The sequence below is a fragment of the Empedobacter sp. UBA5987 genome, assembly GCF_002429865.1.
GTDB lineage: Bacteria > Bacteroidota > Bacteroidia > Flavobacteriales > Weeksellaceae > Empedobacter > Empedobacter falsenii_B.
In genome coordinates this window covers 1-17,377 of record NZ_DJBB01000026.1, presented here as the reverse complement: position 1 = coordinate 17,377, position 17,377 = coordinate 1, and the positions used below count along the sequence as shown (strand labels likewise).

At 30.6% G+C, this 17,377-nt stretch carries 16 protein-coding genes; 6 read left to right on the top strand and 10 right to left on the bottom strand.

Features of this window, described 5'->3' with window-relative positions; translation table 11 throughout:
• The coding region (locus B3J26_RS04315) for a hypothetical protein (RefSeq protein ID WP_291073434.1) at positions 1 to 471 on the bottom strand (471 nt) is incomplete at its 3' end.
• 131 nt (positions 472 to 602) lie between these two features.
• Here B3J26_RS04315 and B3J26_RS04310 point away from each other — a divergent pair.
• Positions 603 to 1,415, top strand: a complete 813-nt coding sequence (locus B3J26_RS04310; protein WP_180904614.1) for a WG repeat-containing protein — start codon at positions 603 to 605, stop codon at positions 1,413 to 1,415.
• A gap of 34 nt (positions 1,416 to 1,449) precedes the next feature.
• Here the strand turns inward: B3J26_RS04310 and B3J26_RS04305 are convergent, their stop codons facing one another.
• The 3 genes from B3J26_RS04305 to prmC all read right to left on the bottom strand — a co-directional run bounded on the left by B3J26_RS04305 (position 1,450) and on the right by prmC (position 3,544).
• Entirely contained in the window at positions 1,450 to 2,016 is a 567-nt protein-coding gene (locus tag B3J26_RS04305) for a GNAT family N-acetyltransferase (RefSeq protein WP_180904615.1), read from the bottom strand.
• Positions 2,017 to 2,069: 53 nt separating this feature from the next.
• Positions 2,070 to 2,597 carry a hypothetical protein gene (locus B3J26_RS04300; protein ID WP_180904616.1) on the bottom strand — a complete coding sequence of 176 codons (528 nt, stop codon included), beginning with the start codon at positions 2,595 to 2,597 and terminating at the stop codon, positions 2,070 to 2,072.
• Between the two features lie 122 nt (positions 2,598 to 2,719).
• On the bottom strand, positions 2,720 to 3,544 hold the full coding sequence (gene prmC, locus B3J26_RS04295; RefSeq protein WP_291073431.1) for a peptide chain release factor N(5)-glutamine methyltransferase: 825 nt from the start codon (positions 3,542 to 3,544) through the stop codon (positions 2,720 to 2,722).
• 92 nt (positions 3,545 to 3,636) lie between these two features.
• Here prmC and B3J26_RS04290 point away from each other — a divergent pair, with 92 nt between their 5' ends.
• Entirely contained in the window at positions 3,637 to 3,969 is a 333-nt protein-coding gene (locus tag B3J26_RS04290; RefSeq protein WP_180904618.1) for a DUF3060 domain-containing protein, read from the top strand.
• 88 nt (positions 3,970 to 4,057) lie between these two features.
• Here B3J26_RS04290 and B3J26_RS04285 read toward each other — a convergent pair whose 3' ends face one another.
• Both B3J26_RS04285 and B3J26_RS04280 read right to left on the bottom strand, forming a co-directional pair.
• The gene (locus tag B3J26_RS04285) at positions 4,058 to 5,074 is read right to left on the bottom strand and encodes a PTS transporter subunit IIC (protein WP_291073428.1); all 1,017 of its coding nucleotides are present in this window, start codon (positions 5,072 to 5,074) and stop codon (positions 4,058 to 4,060) included.
• 83 nt (positions 5,075 to 5,157) lie between these two features.
• Positions 5,158 to 8,619 (bottom strand): methylmalonyl-CoA mutase family protein, encoded by a 3,462-nt coding sequence (locus B3J26_RS04280; RefSeq protein ID WP_291073426.1) that lies wholly within the window; start codon positions 8,617 to 8,619, stop codon positions 5,158 to 5,160.
• Between the two features lie 184 nt (positions 8,620 to 8,803).
• Between B3J26_RS04280 and B3J26_RS04275 the strand changes: the two genes are divergently transcribed.
• Positions 8,804 to 9,706: a hypothetical protein gene (locus B3J26_RS04275; RefSeq protein ID WP_280049674.1), complete on the top strand. Its 903-nt coding sequence runs from the start codon at positions 8,804 to 8,806 to the stop codon at positions 9,704 to 9,706.
• Position 9,707: 1 nt separating this feature from the next.
• On the opposite strand, the gene B3J26_RS04270 is transcribed toward B3J26_RS04275, so the two are convergent.
• Positions 9,708 to 10,385 carry a uracil-DNA glycosylase gene (locus B3J26_RS04270; RefSeq protein WP_219034364.1) on the bottom strand — a complete coding sequence of 226 codons (678 nt, stop codon included), beginning with the start codon at positions 10,383 to 10,385 and terminating at the stop codon, positions 9,708 to 9,710.
• A 45-nt stretch (positions 10,386 to 10,430) separates the two neighbouring features.
• Here B3J26_RS04270 and B3J26_RS04265 point away from each other — a divergent pair, with 45 nt between their 5' ends.
• The 3 genes from B3J26_RS04265 (at position 10,431) to B3J26_RS04255 (ending at position 13,867) form a co-directional block, all read left to right on the top strand.
• The gene (locus B3J26_RS04265; RefSeq protein WP_291073424.1) at positions 10,431 to 10,814 is read left to right on the top strand and encodes a DUF5004 domain-containing protein; all 384 of its coding nucleotides are present in this window, start codon (positions 10,431 to 10,433) and stop codon (positions 10,812 to 10,814) included.
• 69 nt (positions 10,815 to 10,883) lie between these two features.
• Positions 10,884 to 13,031, top strand: coding sequence for an endonuclease MutS2 (locus B3J26_RS04260; protein WP_291073422.1), 2,148 nt, complete (start codon positions 10,884 to 10,886; stop codon positions 13,029 to 13,031).
• Between the two features lie 560 nt (positions 13,032 to 13,591).
• Positions 13,592 to 13,867 carry a hypothetical protein gene (locus B3J26_RS04255; protein ID WP_291061361.1) on the top strand — a complete coding sequence of 92 codons (276 nt, stop codon included), beginning with the start codon at positions 13,592 to 13,594 and terminating at the stop codon, positions 13,865 to 13,867.
• Between the two features lie 54 nt (positions 13,868 to 13,921).
• On the opposite strand, the gene B3J26_RS04250 is transcribed toward B3J26_RS04255, so the two are convergent.
• From B3J26_RS04250 to B3J26_RS04235, 3 genes are all read right to left on the bottom strand, one after another.
• Positions 13,922 to 15,118, bottom strand: a complete 1,197-nt coding sequence (locus B3J26_RS04250) for an IS256 family transposase (RefSeq protein WP_291073421.1) — start codon at positions 15,116 to 15,118, stop codon at positions 13,922 to 13,924.
• Positions 15,119 to 15,139: 21 nt separating this feature from the next.
• A protein-coding gene (locus B3J26_RS14885) for an IS3 family transposase (protein ID WP_414646897.1) occupies positions 15,140 to 16,539 on the bottom strand; the annotation gives its coding sequence in 2 pieces (ribosomal slippage) (positions 15,140 to 16,056 and positions 16,056 to 16,539; 1,401 coding nt in all).
• Between the two features lie 582 nt (positions 16,540 to 17,121).
• Positions 17,122 to 17,377: hypothetical protein (locus tag B3J26_RS04235; RefSeq protein WP_291073417.1), on the bottom strand; the 256-nt coding region annotated here is incomplete at its 5' end.

Genomic DNA, 17,377 nt, shown 5'->3' with positions numbered 1-17,377 from the left:
CAAGGGGAAGATTACAAAAACTTTATAATTCAAAATAGAACCAGATTCTTTTTCTTTCAATAACAAAATTGGTGTATAATCTCCTTGTGATAAGGCTTGTACATCAGATCCTTTGAATGTTACAATCACATTATTGAAACTAGTTCCGTTACCTTCTAAATTCCCTAATTGTGCATTTGTATTGATTTTATTCGGTAAATTATATAAATCTACAGATGTTTTTGATGGAGCAAAATATAAATCAAGAAATAAAGTCTGACTTGTTTTGTTTGAATAATTTGTCAATTTTCCTCCAGAAATTTTATAGTTAGATGTATTTCCGTCGTTAGAAATTTTCCATATTCCTTCAAAAGAATAATCTTTATTAATCGTTGTTGGTAAATTAGTAATGTTTATACTATCTTGTTGAGCAGCAACAAAACTACTCGCCATAACAGTTGTGGTTAAAAATAGTTTAGTAAAAATATTCATAGGTTATATTTTAAGCTTTCTCACAAAAATAAGAATTTTATTTACAAAAAGTGTTTAAAATCGGATATTTTAAAATTTATATGCAAACTATTAATTTTTGATTAATTAATTTTGCGTCGAATTATAGAATCATGACTAAAATATCACCAAAAGATACAGACCAGTTTGACAATTTTGTTCACAAAGAAACAACGACATTTGAAGATTTAACTGTTTTCGATCGCAATAATTTGGCACCAATATCTATTGATAATCAATTTGGTTTAATAGATAAAGAAGGAAATGTGATTATTCCGTTCGAATATCAAAAACTTGTACTTACAACTGTTAATGCCTACAGCGCGCAAAAAGAGAATAAGTGGGGAATTATAACAAAATCTAACCAAATTTTGATTCCGTTCGAATATGATTTAACGAGTGATTTTATTGAGAATATTTGTGCTGTAAAAAAAGACGAAAAATGGGGTTTTATTGATTTATTAAATCAAGTTGTGATCCCGTTCGAATATGATGGTTGTACAGATTTTAGAGCTGGTTTAGCTGGAGTTGAAAAAGATGGGAAATGGGGAATGATTGATAAAAATAATCAATTGATTATAGCTTATCAATACGAATATTTAACACCTGTCGATCAAAATTTTGCCACTTTTGGAGAAGCTACTTCACTAAAAATTGAGCGTCCAGATATATTAGCTTATTTTCCATATTTCTTATCAAAAGAGAATTATTTGATGCATTTTGGTTTAATTTCTACCAAAAACGAACGAATTTTAAGTCCAATTTCTGAATTACCTATTTTGGAAAGCTTCGAAAATCAAGCTGTTATTCGTCAAAATTATCAATTAGGTTACTTAAAAGATGGAAAAGATTTTGTGAAATTTGAACAATTTACAATCGATCCGTACGAAGAAAAAATCTTAACTCAATTAGGGGTAATGAAATAAAAAAAGAGCTTTTCTGAAAGCTCTTTTTTATTATCTATTGTTTTGGTTTGTATTGCATATGTTCATGATTTTCGTTCATCAACATTTTTTCTCCAACCACTTCAAAACCTTTTCTTTCGTACAATTTCTTTGCATTCGGGTTTGTAAAGTCAACCAATAAACCTAATGTTTTGCCTTGCTTATTTCCTATTTCATCAATCAAATAATCCAATATTTTAGAACCTATTCCTTTTCCTCTAAAATCTTCGGAAACTGCAATGGTATCAATATATATTTCACCTGCTTGTGTTTCATCTTGCGGATGAATAATTTGGTTATAATCATTTTTCAATAATTCTAAAACAGGTTTTCGAAGTTCTTCTAATTTTCCTCCATCATAAAAAGTTGTTGTTCCAGCAAATTGCTTATCATATTCTACAACAACTGTATTTTGATAACTATATTGATTTTCTTCTTGTTCAATTAATTTTTTCAAGAAGTTAACTCCTTCTTCATAATCTGTTTTTCCGATAAAATCATAAACGATTTTATCCATTGCTAACATCATCAATTTTGCAATTGATAACGCATCTGTCTTTGTTGCTTGTCTAAAATTTAACATAAAAAATAGCCTTGAGATTTCTCAAGGCTAAGTTAGCAATAATTATTTTGAAATTATTTCGCTTTTAATTTATCTAACGTATTGTTATATCCTTCTTTTGCTTTTTCTCCAGCTTCTTTCGCTTCTGCTTTCACATCTTTTGCAGCCGCATTAATATCAGCTTTTGCGTCTTTTGCAGCTGTATTAATATCTTCTTTTGCTTGATTAGCTTTTGCATCTACTTTGTCTACTGCATTATTCACTCCATCTTTTACATCTTGAGCAGCATTATTTACAGCAGCTTTTGCATCAATCCACGCTTTATTAGCATCGTCATAAGCTTTTTGCGCAGCTTCTGTTGCAGCTTTATCACCTTTCGCTTTTGCTTCATCTAAAGCTTTTTTTGCTTCATCTACTTTCGCTTTTGCATCAGTTTCTGATAATGTAGTTGTTGTAGTTGTCGTTTCTTTGATAACAGCCGTAGAGTCGTTCGCTAATGAATCTACAGTTACATTAGTTTCAGTTGTTTTTGAAGTTTCTTGTTTACAAGAAGTAGCAAATGATAATGAAGCAACTGCCACTAATACAAATAATTTTTTCATAGTTGTTTATTTAATTGTTTTAATAATAGAATCAATTCTAACAATTTTAATACCAAATTGCGAACGATTATTGAATTAAAATTAAATCTTTTCAGAAAATAAAACAAGATTTTTATAAATAATTATTGATTAGAAGCACTTAACATACGATCATTTCCAGAAATATCTTTGTGGATGATTACATTTTGATAAAATTTTTGGAATAATTGTTTTGTTTCTTCTCCCAAATATTGATTGATTTCGCAATAAATTTTTCCATTCTCTTTCAAATGATTTTTAGCAAAATCTATTACTCTTTCATAAAAAATTAAAGCATCATCATTTTCAACAAAAAGTGCCAAATGAGGTTCAAAATTTAAAACATTTTGATGCATTTCTTCTTTTTCAAGATTTCGGATATAAGGTGGATTTGAAATAATTACATCAAATTTCTGGTTTAATTGAATGTCCTCCAGTAAATTATTATGATAAAAATTTATATTAACTTTTAAAGTTTCAGCATTTAATTGTGCTATTTTCAAAGCATTTTCAGAAATATCTAATGCAGAAACTTTTGCATTTGGAAATAATTTTGCCAACGAAATAGAAATACATCCTGTTCCTGTCCCTAAATCAATCATAGAAATATCTTGATTTTGTGCATAATCATTTCTAATTAATTCGATCAATTCTTCCGTTTCAGGACGAGGAATTAATGTATTCTCATTCACAAAAAAGAAATCATTATAGAAAAAAGCTTTCCCAGTAATATGCTGTATCGGTTGACCTTTTTTTAATTGCTCTAAATCTGATAAAATTTCAGTCGTTAATTCAATTTCAACTTGGCTAGATAAATCAAGATTCAACTTATCTTCTACATAAATCATGAAAATATGAGAAGCTTCTTCTTTATCATATAGTAATTGCAATTTATCTAAAAACAATTGTTTTAGCTCAACTAAAGTCATTCTGTTAAATTTTTGTAAAGTTAGATTTTATTAATTGAAAGTGCACGATTCTTGATTTCTAAAAAGTAACCAAAAAATAAATCACAATGAAAATGAATAAATTATTATGTGCTGTTACGATGTTATTTATTAGTCACCTTTCTTTTGCGCAGATAGAAATTGATGGAAATAATAAAAAATTAACGTTAGATTGTAAGGGACAAAAAGTAGATGTTGGTGGAAGTGGACATGTGATCAATTTGAAAGGAGATTGTACCAAAGTTGAGATCATGGGAACAAATAATACAATATCTGTTAATAGATTAACTTCTGCTGAATTAGCTGGCGAAGGAAATACATTATATTATCGTAAAGCTTTATCTAAAAATGGTAAATTACCTCAAATAATTGAGGGCAATAACAATACAATTATCAAAAAGCAGTAAAAATCTTTTCATTTATTATGTCTTTAATAGTTAGAATCTCTTTCTTAATTGTATTATTAAAGAAAGGGATTCTTTATTATTTTAATATTTAACCCAACTTCATATCTCCGTCTTTTATCCAGTTTTTCTTTTTCATAAAAATGTAAATCAAATATGAAATAATTGCTGGAGCAATGATTTGTAAAATCAAAATAGAAATTAATATATATGAAGTTTCATATTTCGATTTCATAGCATTGAAAGTTCCTATTTGACCAACTAAACCGCAAGAACCCATCCCCGATTCTAAAGCTGTATTTTCCATATTGAAATAAATAATTGCAATTGGACCAATAATAGCTGAAGCCAAAGTTGGCGGAATCCAAATTTTCCAATTTTTATAAATATTAGGTACTTGCAGCATACTTGTTCCTAATCCTTGCGCTAAAACACCTTTCAAACCATTATCTTTAAAACTAATTGTTGCAAAACCAATCATTTGTGCACAACAACCTATTGTTGCAGCTCCAGCTGCTAAACCGTTTAATTCTAACATTAGACACAAAGCAGCTGATGAAATTGGTAAAGTCAAAACCATACCGACAATTACAGCAATTACAACTCCCATTATCAAAGGATTTGAATCTGTTGATAATATAATTATTTCACCAATCCATTTCATCATTTGTTGAACAGAAGGACCAATGATTTGTGCTAAGATTACTCCAACCAAAACAGTAATAATCGGTGTAATGACAATATCTATTCGGGTTTCGCCTGCAACCATTTTTCCTACCTCAACCGCTACAATTGTCGATATAAAAACTCCTAAAGGTCCACCTAATTGATATGCTGCAATTCCTACTACTGCTGACGAAAATAATACCAATTGAGGTGCTCGTAAACTATAGGCAATAGCTAATGCTATCGCAGGTCCTGTCGCTTGATTTGCAACTGGCCAAACAATATCAGTTAAAAAAGAAACATTTAACTCTTCACCAATGGTTTTCAAAATTGTACCAACCAATAAAGTCGCGAATAAGCCATAAGCCATTGCGCCCATTGCATCGATAAAATATCGTTTTGCAGAAATTTGTATATCTTTTTTGAGTAGGAAATCTTTCATGTTTGAAATTTACAAATTAATTAAAAATAAATAAGCCTTGTCGAAAGACAAGGCTTAAAAACAATATTAAAAAATTATATTTCTTACATATTTCTACGGTACTGTCCACCTACTTCGAACAAGGCAGAAGTAATTTGCCCTAACGAACAAACTTTGGTAGCTTCCATCAAAACTTCAAAAATATTTTGGTTGTTAACAGCTGCTTGTTGCGCATCATCCAATGCACTTTCAACTTGTTGTTCATTAATTTTATTCAAATTTTCTTTAGTGTGAATTTGGAATTGTTTTTCTTCCTCTGTCGCACGAATTACCTCCGCAGGCACCACGGTTGGAGAACCTTTTGAACTTAAGAACGTATTTACACCAATAATTGGGAACGTTCCGTTGTGTTTCAATGTTTCGTAATACAATGATTCTTCCTGAATTTTAGAACGTTGATACATCGTTTCCATCGCTCCTAAAACGCCTCCACGCTCTGTAATACGATCAAATTCTTGTAAAACTGCTTCTTCAACTAAATCTGTTAATTCTTCGATAATGAACGACCCTTGAATTGGATTTTCGTTCTTCGCCAAACCTAATTCTTTATTGATAATCAACTGAATAGCCATTGCACGGCGAACCGATTCTTCTGTTGGCGTTGTAATTGCTTCATCGTACGCATTGGTATGTAACGAGTTACAGTTGTCGTAAATCGCATATAAAGCTTGCAATGTTGTACGAATATCATTGAAATCAATTTCTTGCGCGTGTAACGATCGACCCGAAGTCTGAATATGGTATTTCAACATTTGTGCACGTTCGTTAGCTCCGTATTTATTTTTCAAGGCTTTTGCCCAAATTTTACGCGCTACACGACCAATTACTGAATATTCTGGATCGATACCATTGGAGAAGAAAAACGATAAGTTTGGCCCAAACGCATTGATATCCATTCCGCGAGATAAATAATACTCAACATACGTAAATCCATTAGCTAACGTAAACGCTAACTGCGTAATAGGATTTGCTCCTGCTTCAGCAATATGGTAACCCGAAATAGAAACCGAATAAAAATTACGTACATTTTGATTGATGAAATATTCTTGCACATCGCCCATTAAACGCAATGCAAATTCTGTTGAGAAAATACACGTATTTTGTGCTTGGTCTTCTTTTAAAATATCTGCCTGAACAGTTCCACGAACCTGAGCTAACGTATTTTTCTTAATTTCAGCATAAACTTCTGCAGGTAAAACCTGATCACCAGTTACACCCAAAAGCATTAACCCTAAACCATCATTTCCTTCTGGTAAATCGCCGTTATATCGTGGTCTTTCCAAACCTTTATCTTCGTAAATAGCTTTGATTTTTGCTTCAGTTTCTGCTTCTAAACCATTTTCTTTGATGTATTTTTCACAATTTTGATCAATTGCGGCATTCATAAAGAAACCTAACAACATAGGTGCTGGTCCATTAATCGTCATCGAAACCGAAGTTGCTGGATGTGATAAATCGAAACCAGAATATAATTTCTTCGCATCATCTAAACAACAAATCGAAACTCCGGCATTACCAATTTTCCCGTAAATATCAGGACGATAACCTGGATCATTTCCATACAAAGTTACCGAATCAAACGCCGTAGACAAACGCTTTGCAGGCATTCCTTTCGAAACATAATGGAAACGACGATTGGTACGCTCTGGCCCACCTTCTCCCGCAAACATACGCGTTGGATCCTCACCTTCACGTTTAAATGGATATAATCCTGAAGTAAATGGAAACTCACCCGGTACGTTTTCTTGTAAAACCCAATGCAAAATATCGCCCCAAGCTTCGTACTTTGGCAATGCAATTTTAGGGATTTGTAAATGCGATAAAGACTCTGAATGTGTCTGAATTTTAATTTCTTTATCACGTACTTTAAATGTATAAACCGGATTTTTATATTTATTTACCTTTTCATCCCAAGTCGTGATTACTTCCCAGTTGAAAGGATCTAAATTCATTTTTAATTTATCAAATTCAGCTAAAAGAACTTTAACCAAATCAGCATTATCAATTCCAGAAATCTCGATTCCATGTTGAGAAATCGTTGGTGTTTTTCCAGAAAGTGTTTCAATTGTTTTAAAGAAACCATATAGTTTTTGCGCAACATCTCTCTGCGCATTTGCACGAACATCATATCCACGATTATTCTCTGCAATCTCTGATAAATAACGCGTTCTTGACGGTGGAATAACAAAAATCTTTTCAGACATTTCTTTTGTAATTTGAAAAGATGATTTCAAATCTGCACCTGTTTTTTCTACTACTTTATCAATGATTGATTTGTATAATTGATTAGTTCCTGGATCGTTAAATTGAGAAGCAATCGTTCCAAAAACAGGCATTTCATCAGGATTTACATCCCACAAATTATGATTGCGTTGGTATTGTTTTTTTACATCGCGCAAAGCATCTAACGCACCACGTTTATCGAATTTGTTAATCGCAACAATGTCAGCAAAATCTAACATATCAATCTTTTCCAATTGCGTTGCAGCACCAAATTCTGGCGTCATGATATACAATGAAGCATCAGAATGATCTAAAATTTCGGTATCTGACTGACCAATTCCAGAAGTTTCTAAAATAATCAAATCATATTTCGCAGCTTTCAACACCTGAATCGCTTCCTCCACATATTTCGATAACGCTAAATTTGATTGACGAGTAGCCAGCGAACGCATATAAACACGAGGATTGTTGATAGAATTCATTCGAATACGATCTCCTAACAAAGCACCACCCGTTTTCTTTTTTGATGGATCGACAGAAACCAAAGCAATTGATTTTTCTGGAAAATCAATCAAAAAACGACGCACTAATTCATCTACCATAGACGATTTTCCTGCTCCTCCTGTTCCCGTAATTCCTAAAACCGGTGCAGATTTATCAGCTACTTTATCGAAATCAAATGCCTTCAAAAAATCTTCTTCACGATTTTCTGCCAACGAAATTAGTCGCGCAATCGTCGTGATATCTTTATCTTCTAATGATTGATAAACATCTTTTCCTTCTGGCAATTCTAATGGCCCTGTCGGAAAATCTGCTTTCTCCACCATATCATTAATCATTCCTTGCAAACCTAATTCGCGACCATCATCAGGAGAGTATAAACGTGTAATTCCGTAATCCATCAACTCTTTAATTTCTGACGGTAAAATTACTCCACCTCCACCTCCAACGATGCGGATATGACCCGCTCCTTTTTCTTGAAGCAAATCGTACATATATTTGAAATATTCGTTGTGACCTCCTTGATAAGATGTCATTGCAATTGCATTTGCATCTTCTTGTATCGCAGTATTTACAACATCTTCAACCGATTTATCGTGACCTAAATGGATTACCTCGCAACCCGTTGCTTGAATAATGCGACGCATAATATTAATCGACGCATCATGCCCATCAAACAAAGCAGCAGCAGTTACAATACGTACTTTGTTTTTAGGAGTGTATACTTCTTGTATTGGATGTACAAACTTTTCTTTCTTTTCTTCTTGAGTAATTTGTGACATTTATTTGTGATTTTGATTTTTTATGACTCTTGCTAAGATAACATAAATTTCAATGTTTTTCGTGCAGATAAAATTATCATATTCAATAAAATATTAATGTTTTATTAATAAATCACTATAATTTATATTGATTTATTTACAATATATTATTAACTTTAAAGAGAACTATTTTAGAATTCTACTTATGAATACTTATTCTCTAAAAGATCTATCAGATCTGTCAAGACTAGATGAACAAATGATTGTTTTATGGGATAAAAAGTTCAAATTGTTTAACGAGGATAAGATTGATAAAAATTCATTATTTAACCACGATCACTTAAAAAAAGTTATTATTATTTCTTTTTTAATTGAATCAAACAAAAAATATACAGTAGAAAATTTAAGTGTAAAATCACTTTCAGAAATACAACTTTTATCCGAATTTGAAATTCAAAATTATATCCAGAAAAACAAAAGTTATGAACCAATTATTGTGTTATTAATCTGTTCTTGTTTTTCATATGATACACGTTTCTTTGACGCTATTCTTACACTTTGTTTCAATAAAATTGGAATCGAAAAATGTTGTATAGATATTGTTTTTCCTTTTTTAAGCAAAATGTCTATCATTATGGAAAAGTATACTATTCAAGAATCGGTTATTTCGTTTTCTAAAAACCTAATTAGAAAACATCTTTTTTATTTGATTAAATCAATTCCATATTCAGATCAAAATTCTCGTAAATGGCTTTTATTTTTACCTGAAAAAGAAAATGAAGATTTAGAATTAATTTATACTCATCTTCTTTTAAAAATTAATAACGAAAAAGGAATTTATTTAGGGGAAAATCAGAGTTTAAATTCTATTTTAGAATGTATTGAAAATACTCAAATAACACATATTTTTATTTATATCTCTAAAAATTATGATTCCACTTCTCTTGAAATTTATCTCGAATCAATCACGAAAAATCTTCCAAATGTTACCATTTTTGTAGCTACTTATACTATTCTAAAAGAAAAAATAACCGAAAAAGTTCCGTATATAAACGTAAACACCCCAACAGCTTTTAATTCTTATTTACAAAAAATTATGGCGATGTAAATTATTTACTTTTGATTTCCCAATTTATAGGTTGTAGATTCTTACTTTTCAAAAAATTATTAGTTTTCGAAAAAGGTTTACTTCCCCAAAAACCTCTGTAAGCTCCTAATGGAGAAGGATGAGCAGATTCTATAACAACATGCTTATTTCGGTCAATTTTTGCTCCTTTTTTTTGAGCATAAGCTCCCCAAAGTATAAAAACTAAATTTTCTTTTTGATCAGAAAGCTTCTGTATTACAGCATCTGTAAATATTTCCCAACCTTTTTTCTGGTGCGAACCTGCCTTAGAAGCTTCAACCGTCAATGTTGCATTTAATAATAATACACCTTGTTTAGCCCATGTTTCCAAATTTCCAGAAGTAGAAATTCTTATTCCTAAATCATCATTCAACTCTTTATAAATATTTTGCAAACTTGGAGGTAATTTAATTCCATCGACAACCGAAAAAGACAAACCATTTGCTTGTCCAATCCCATGATAAGGATCTTGACCAATCAAAACCACTTTAACATCATCAAAAGGCGTATAATCTAATGCAGAAAATATTTTGGATGCGGGAGGATATATTGTTTTTGTTTCATACTCATTTCGTACAAAATCTGTCAATATTTTAAAGTAATCTTTTTCAAATTCATTCTTTAAAACTTCTTTCCAAGAAGCATCTAATTTCACATCCATTTTCATATATTTATACAGAAACAAAATTAACCAATTTTAACCTCTATGAAAAAGTTTCTTTACCTAATTCCCTTTTTTATACTAAATTCTTGTATAGATTTTGCTGATGATGATCCTTATGATTTAGGCCGGAAAATTGAAAATAATATAAAAGTTTTGAATACAGATATGATATATAATGCAGACCGAACATACAACATAAGCACTGAAGTGAAGAATAAAAACAAGGATTTTTCAGTAAAAGTTAAATTAACTTTTGAATTTAAAAATCCAAATCCGACAATCAATTCTGAAACTTTAACAATTGATTTAAAACCAAATGAAACGAAAAAATCAGTTTTCAGAAGTAGCAGAACAAATACAAATCCAGATCAAATGACGTATATCAATAAGGTCAAAATTAATGTCATCCATTTTGATCAATCATAAAAAAATCACAGATTTCAAAGTATTTCATGATTTTGAATTTGTCGAAATTTTATCCGTAATTTTGCGTTAATGCAAATATCAGAACAAACTTTAAAAGATTTAGAATTTAATGCGGTTCAAAAAGAAATCGCAGAATTTGCTTATACAGAAAAGGTTGAAGCGTTTATTTTTAACTTAAAACCTTACCAAGATCACCAACTTTTGGTACAAGATCTACAAACGACAAACGAATATTTAACAAGTTTCGAGACGGGAAATCGTTTTCCGTTTTCAGAATATTATATTTTAGATGAAAATCTAAGCCGATTAGAAATCGAAAACTATTATTTGCCTGCAGAAGAATTCTTCAAAATCAAGGCGAATACGCTTCAAGTGAAAGAAATCTTGAAATATTTGACAGCTTTCAACGAATATGCACCTGTTTTGTTTGAGAAGGCGTCAACGATTACTTACGAAAAAAATATCATAAAATTAATCGATCAAGTATTCAATAAATTTGGAGAAATCAAGGACGACGCAAGTCCTGAACTGAAAATTGTACGCGATCGTTTGCGTCATTTGAATGGACGAATTACCGAATTATTCAATAAATCGATGTCTTATCATTCGGATTATTTGGATGACATTCGTGAATCTGTTGTTGGAAATCGTCGCGTTTTGGCCGTTAAATCTGCTTTGAGAAAACGTGTGAAAGGGCAATTTTTAGGTACTTCTAAAACTGGATCGATTACGTTTATTGAGCCAGAAAGTGTACAAAATCCTCGTCGTGAATGGGAAGAATTAAAAGAAGAAGAAAAACATTTGGTTATTCAGATTTTATTAGATTTAACTGCTCAAATTGCAGAATACAAACCAAATCTTGAAGAATATCAAACGTTTTTAGAATACATCGATTTTACACAAGCGAAAGCAAATTATGCTTTTTTGATTAATGGAATTTTACCTCAACTTTCTGAGAATCGAATTATCAAATTAGTCGATGCTTATCATCCTGTTTTATTCTTAAACAATAAAAGAAAAGCTCAAAAAACGATTCCGCAGAGTTTAGAAATTAACGAAGATTGTCGTATTATCATTATTTCTGGTCCAAATGCTGGAGGAAAATCAATTACGTTAAAAACGATTGGTTTGCTTCAAATTATGATCCAGAGCGGTCTTTTAGTTCCTGTAAAAGATGAAAGTCAATTTGGATTCTTTAATCAAATTTTCACAGATATTGGAGATAATCAATCCATTGAAAATCACTTATCAACATACAGTTATCGTCTAAAACAAATGTCGTATTTCTTGAAAAATGCTGATGATAAAACATTATTGTTAGTTGATGAATTTGGGACAGGTTCTGATCCAGAATTGGGTGGAGCTTTGGCCGAAGTTTTCTTTGAAGAATTTTATGAACGTAATTCTTTCGGTGTTTTTACGACGCATTATACCAATATCAAATTGAGTGCAGAAAGTTTGCCAGAAGCGATCAACGCATGTATGTTGTTCGATAAAAAAAGTTTGGAACCGCTTTATCGTTTAGAAATTGGACAAGCCGGAAGTTCGTTTACATTTGAGGTTGCAGAGAAAAATAAAATTCCGTTTCGTTTGATTAATCGCGCAAAGAAAAAGGTTGAAAGTGAAAAAGTGAGTTTGGATAAAACCATTTTGAAACTTCAACAGGAAAAATTTGAGATTCAGAAAACAAAAGATCATGTTGAAGAGTTGCGCGAAACGAATATTGAACACAATGAAAAATTAGAACAAACTAACGAAAAAATTCAACAAAAACTATACGATTTTCAGCAATTATATGATCGTGAACAAAAACGTTTGAAACTTGGAGAACGTATTTCAGACATGGCGGATTCTTATTTGAAAACGAAAAATAAAAAGCAAATGATTTCGAATTTCTTGAAATTAATTGAAATGGAAAACTCGAAAAAAACGAAAGAAGTTCAACAATTAAAGAAAATCGAAAAGATTGTAGAGAAAGAAGTTAAACGCGAATTAAAAGAAAATTCAGAAACAATTTCTCAACAAAAAGAAGTAATCGAAAAGAAAGAAAAAGCAGCTACTCAGAAAAAAATTGATGCGTTGAAAGTTGGTGATCGTGTCAAAATTCATGGTTCGTCTAGTGTTGGAACAATTGATAAGATAAAAAAAGAAATTGTTTTTGTAAATTACGGTTTATTTACAACTCAAATCAATGTTAATGAGGTATATAAAATTTAGTTTTTTCGTTTAATTAAAAAGTTTTCAATCTTGTTTGTGGCAAGATGATGACATTAAACACTATTCTTGTTCTTTTATAATAGATGTAACAAATTGAAATAACACATTGAGTGATTGTAAATATATAGTTACTATCAACAATCGAGGAATGATGAATGAAAAAGGTATTTTTTAATTTAAATTTAAGAATTCTTCAAAAATTTACACAAAAAATTCAGCTATATAAACTGTTCAATCTGGTGTTAATAATATTCCGGTTGAAATTAGCAACTGTAATTATGAAGATGAAATAATCGAAGTTTGTTTTATGCAATACAAATAACACACGATATATAAATTATTTATAAAAGATTAATTACCCAAACTTTATTTCTAAATATTACTAATTGTGCATTCGCACAAACGAATAATAACTGGGGTTGGTTAATTGGAAATTGGGGAAGAATTGGTATTGGAAAACCTGGCGAAGGAAAAGGAACTTTTTCTTTTGAATATCAATAGATCAAAATGTAATTTTTAGAAAAAGTCGTTCCGGGTATCCTTCGCGAGATTCTAAAAAAATGACAGTATATGATGATTTATTGGTTGTTTATTTAGATGAAAATAAAAATTTATCGAAAGCTATTTATTTTGATAACGAAGGTCATGTTATCAATTATTCGATTACTTATCCCGAAAAAACGATTACATTTCTGAGTGAAACAAAACCCAATCAACCCATATTTAGATTGATTTACTCGCTACTCGAAAATAATGAAGTTAACACAGCTTTTGAAATTTCAATGGATGGAAAAAATTTTAATACCTATATCGAAAGAAAAATTAAAAAAATATAAAAGACACTATCCTAAAAAGTGTGTAAGTTTAAATAATGGGGTTTGACTTTTATATTAAAGTTGAACCCTTTTTTCAAATATAGTTAAGAACTGATTGAGTATTATTCCCCAATTATGAATTGGCATTGACCATTTTTTGGTAGCCTCTCTTAAGGCCAAATATACGGATTTTAAAACAGCATCATCTGTAGGGAATGACAGTTTATTTTTAGTGTATTTTCTGATCTTACCATTAAGATTTTCGATTAGATTAGTGGTGTAAATTATCTTTCTAATTTCTATAGGAAAATCAAAGAATACGGTAAGTTCTTCCCAGTTTTCTTCCCAGGATTTTACTGCGTATGGATATTTATGATTCCACTTATTAGCAAAATCTTCTAAAGCCCCCTTAGCAGCTTGTTTGGTTGGGGCGTCATAAATTTGTTTCATGTCTTTCGAAAACTCCTTCTTATCTTTCCAAACTACATAACGTGCTGAATTTCTGATTTGATGAACCACACAGATTTGGGTTTGTGACCCAGGAAATACATTTTTAATAGTTTGGGTAAAGCCATTAAGATTGTCGGTAGCTGTAATTAAGATGTCTTCCACACCTCTGGCTTTTAAATCGGTTAGTACGCCTAACCAAAAACTTGCGCTTTCATTTTTGCCTAGCCACATACCTAAAACCTCTTTTTTACCATCTCTGTTCAAGCCAACAGCTAGATAAATGGTCTTATTTATAACTTTTGAACTTTCACGAACTTTAAAAACGATACCATCCATCCAAACGATTAAATAAACGGGATCTAATGGTCGATTTTGCCAAGCGATACTATCATTTGAAACTGATTCTGTTATTCGTGATATAGTTGATGTAGAAATATCAAAATTATATACTTCCCTAATTTGTTCTTCAATATCGCTCACACTCATTCCTTTAGCGTATAACGATACAATTACGTTCTCTAATCCGTCAACCATGTTTTGCCTTTTAGGAACAATCATTGGGTTGAAAGTAGCTTGTCTATCTCTAGGAACTTGAATTTCTGATTCGCCAAAAGAAGTTTTTACTTTCTTGTTTGAGTATCCGTTTCTAGAATTTGACACGCTTGATTTCTCATGTTTATCATATCCTAGATGCGCGTCTAGTTCACCGTTTAAAATCGCTTCTAAACCACGTTTTTGTAATTGAGCAAGGAAACCATTAAGGTCTTCACCTGTTTTGAATTGTTTTAAAAATTCATCTGATAATAAATCTTCTTTTCTCATAAGACTTTGTAATATTTAAATTTAAACAAAAAAATAATGGGGTTTTAAAACCCCATTATTTTTTATACTTACACAGTTTATGTTATAGTGTCTCATTTTGTTTAGATTTGATTTAATTCTTTCGTTGTTGTAATAGTAAATATATTGTTTAATTTCTTTTTTAAGTTGTTCTATTGAATTAAATTTTTTCAAGTAAAATAATTCTGATTTTAATGTCCCAAAGAAATTTTCAATAATTGCATTATCCAAACAATTTCCTTTTCGACTCATACTTTGAATAATCCCTTTTTCTTTTAATAAAAATTGATATTGTCTCATTTGGTATTGCCAACCCTGATCTGAGTGTAACATTAGTTTGCTTCCCTTTGGGAGCCTTTTAAATGCTTTTTTGAGCATATTTTCCACTTGATTAAAGACGGGTCTTTCACTAAGTTCATAACTGATAATTTCTTGATTATAAAGATCTAGAATTGGTGATAAATAAAGCTTTTGATTTCCTACTTTAAACTCTGTTATATCGGTAACCCATTTTTGATTAGGTGCAATACTTTTAAATTTTCTATCCAATAAATTAGCCGCTATTTTCCCAATTGATCCTTTATATGATCTGTACTTTTTGCCACGAATTAAACTTTTCAAGCCTAATACTTTCATTAATCGAAAGACCGTCTTATGGTTGATTAAATGGCCATTCTTATTTAATTCAGTTGTTATTCGGCGATAACCATATCTTCCTTTATGCTTGTGAAAAATCTTAGTGATTAATATTTTAATCTCTAGGTATTTGTCTGTTTTACTTCTCTTTAAATAATAATAAAAGCTACTTCTTGCCATTTTTGAACAAGCTAATAATAAGCTTAAATCAAATTCATGCCTTAATTCTACAATGGCTTGCGCCCCAGTTTTTTGCGCTTGTTTTCCTCCTCTTGAACTAAGGCATTGAACTTTTTTAAATAAGCATTTTCACAACGTAAACGCTCTATTTCTAACAAAAGTTCTTCTTCCTTTGTTAATACCTTTTTAGATTTTAATTGCTTATATTCAGACTTATTCATTGTACTTGGACGACCTCTTGGTTTAGATTTTAAGCCGTTAATACCAAATTTAGCATAATTTCGTTGCCAATCAATAATTGTTTTTTTGCTAGGTACTCCAAATCGTAAACCTGCTTCAAATAGAGAGAGATTTTCTTCTTCGATCGTTTGTATAACCTTTAGTTTAAAATTTGAATCATAGCTTGTATATTTTTTGGGTAGTAAACCATTTAAACCATTGTATCGATAGATTCTTACCCAATCATTCACTAATTTTTGATTGATATTATATTTCTTTGATACTGTTCGTTCTGATTGTGAAGCTTCTAATACTTCAAGTACACATTGGTATTTAAATTCTAATGTAAATTTCTCTTTTCTTCCCATAAAAAATGCCCCAGAAAGTGTCTAACTTTTTGGGGCATGTCCAAATTTGTAGGGTTTGTTATTTTATAAAACTATTCTTTTTTAATAGCTTAAACTAAAACCTAAGCTAATGAGCAGAAATTATAAATATCATAATCCCAACGGATTATATTTTGTCAATTTTGCTGTGGTAGAATGGTTAGATGTCTTTATTTCGAAAGAATATTCTACATCATAATTTTTAACGATTACCTCACCAAATTTTGGCTAAGTAAATCACCATAAAAACTTTAGATTTCGTACCTTTGTAACTCAATCAAGAAGTTCATTACACATCAAAATTTTGAAATAAGCGACCAAATAGCGACCTTTTAAAATTAAAGGTTTTCATTCAGCTATTAATGGTACTTTCAAAATATAGTTCGGGAGCCTCACTCTCCGCTAAGAAAACCCAATAGAGTAATCTGTTGGGTTTTTTGTTTTTCTGAAGTTGTTGAAAATTTCATTTTCATAAAACTGAAAGGAAAACAAAAAATAATAGATGCGAAGTATCTAGAGTTTTCTTAGAATTACTTTCATTTCTAGGGAATATGAAATAATCCCTCACTCTCCGCTGAAAGGGATTCTATCATTTAGAATCTCTTTTTTTGTATAAATAAGTAAGTTTTCTTCCTTCATTTTCAAATGGTTATTCGAAAATAAATCCATCATTGTAGGTGTTCGATAAATACCATTTTCATAGTATAAATTGCTGTCGAACACTATGTTTACAAATTCTCTTTTCTGTAAAGTATTAGCTTTTGAATAAACAAACTTCATATCTGTTAATTGATTCAGATTCTTTTCTAATATTTTAAAA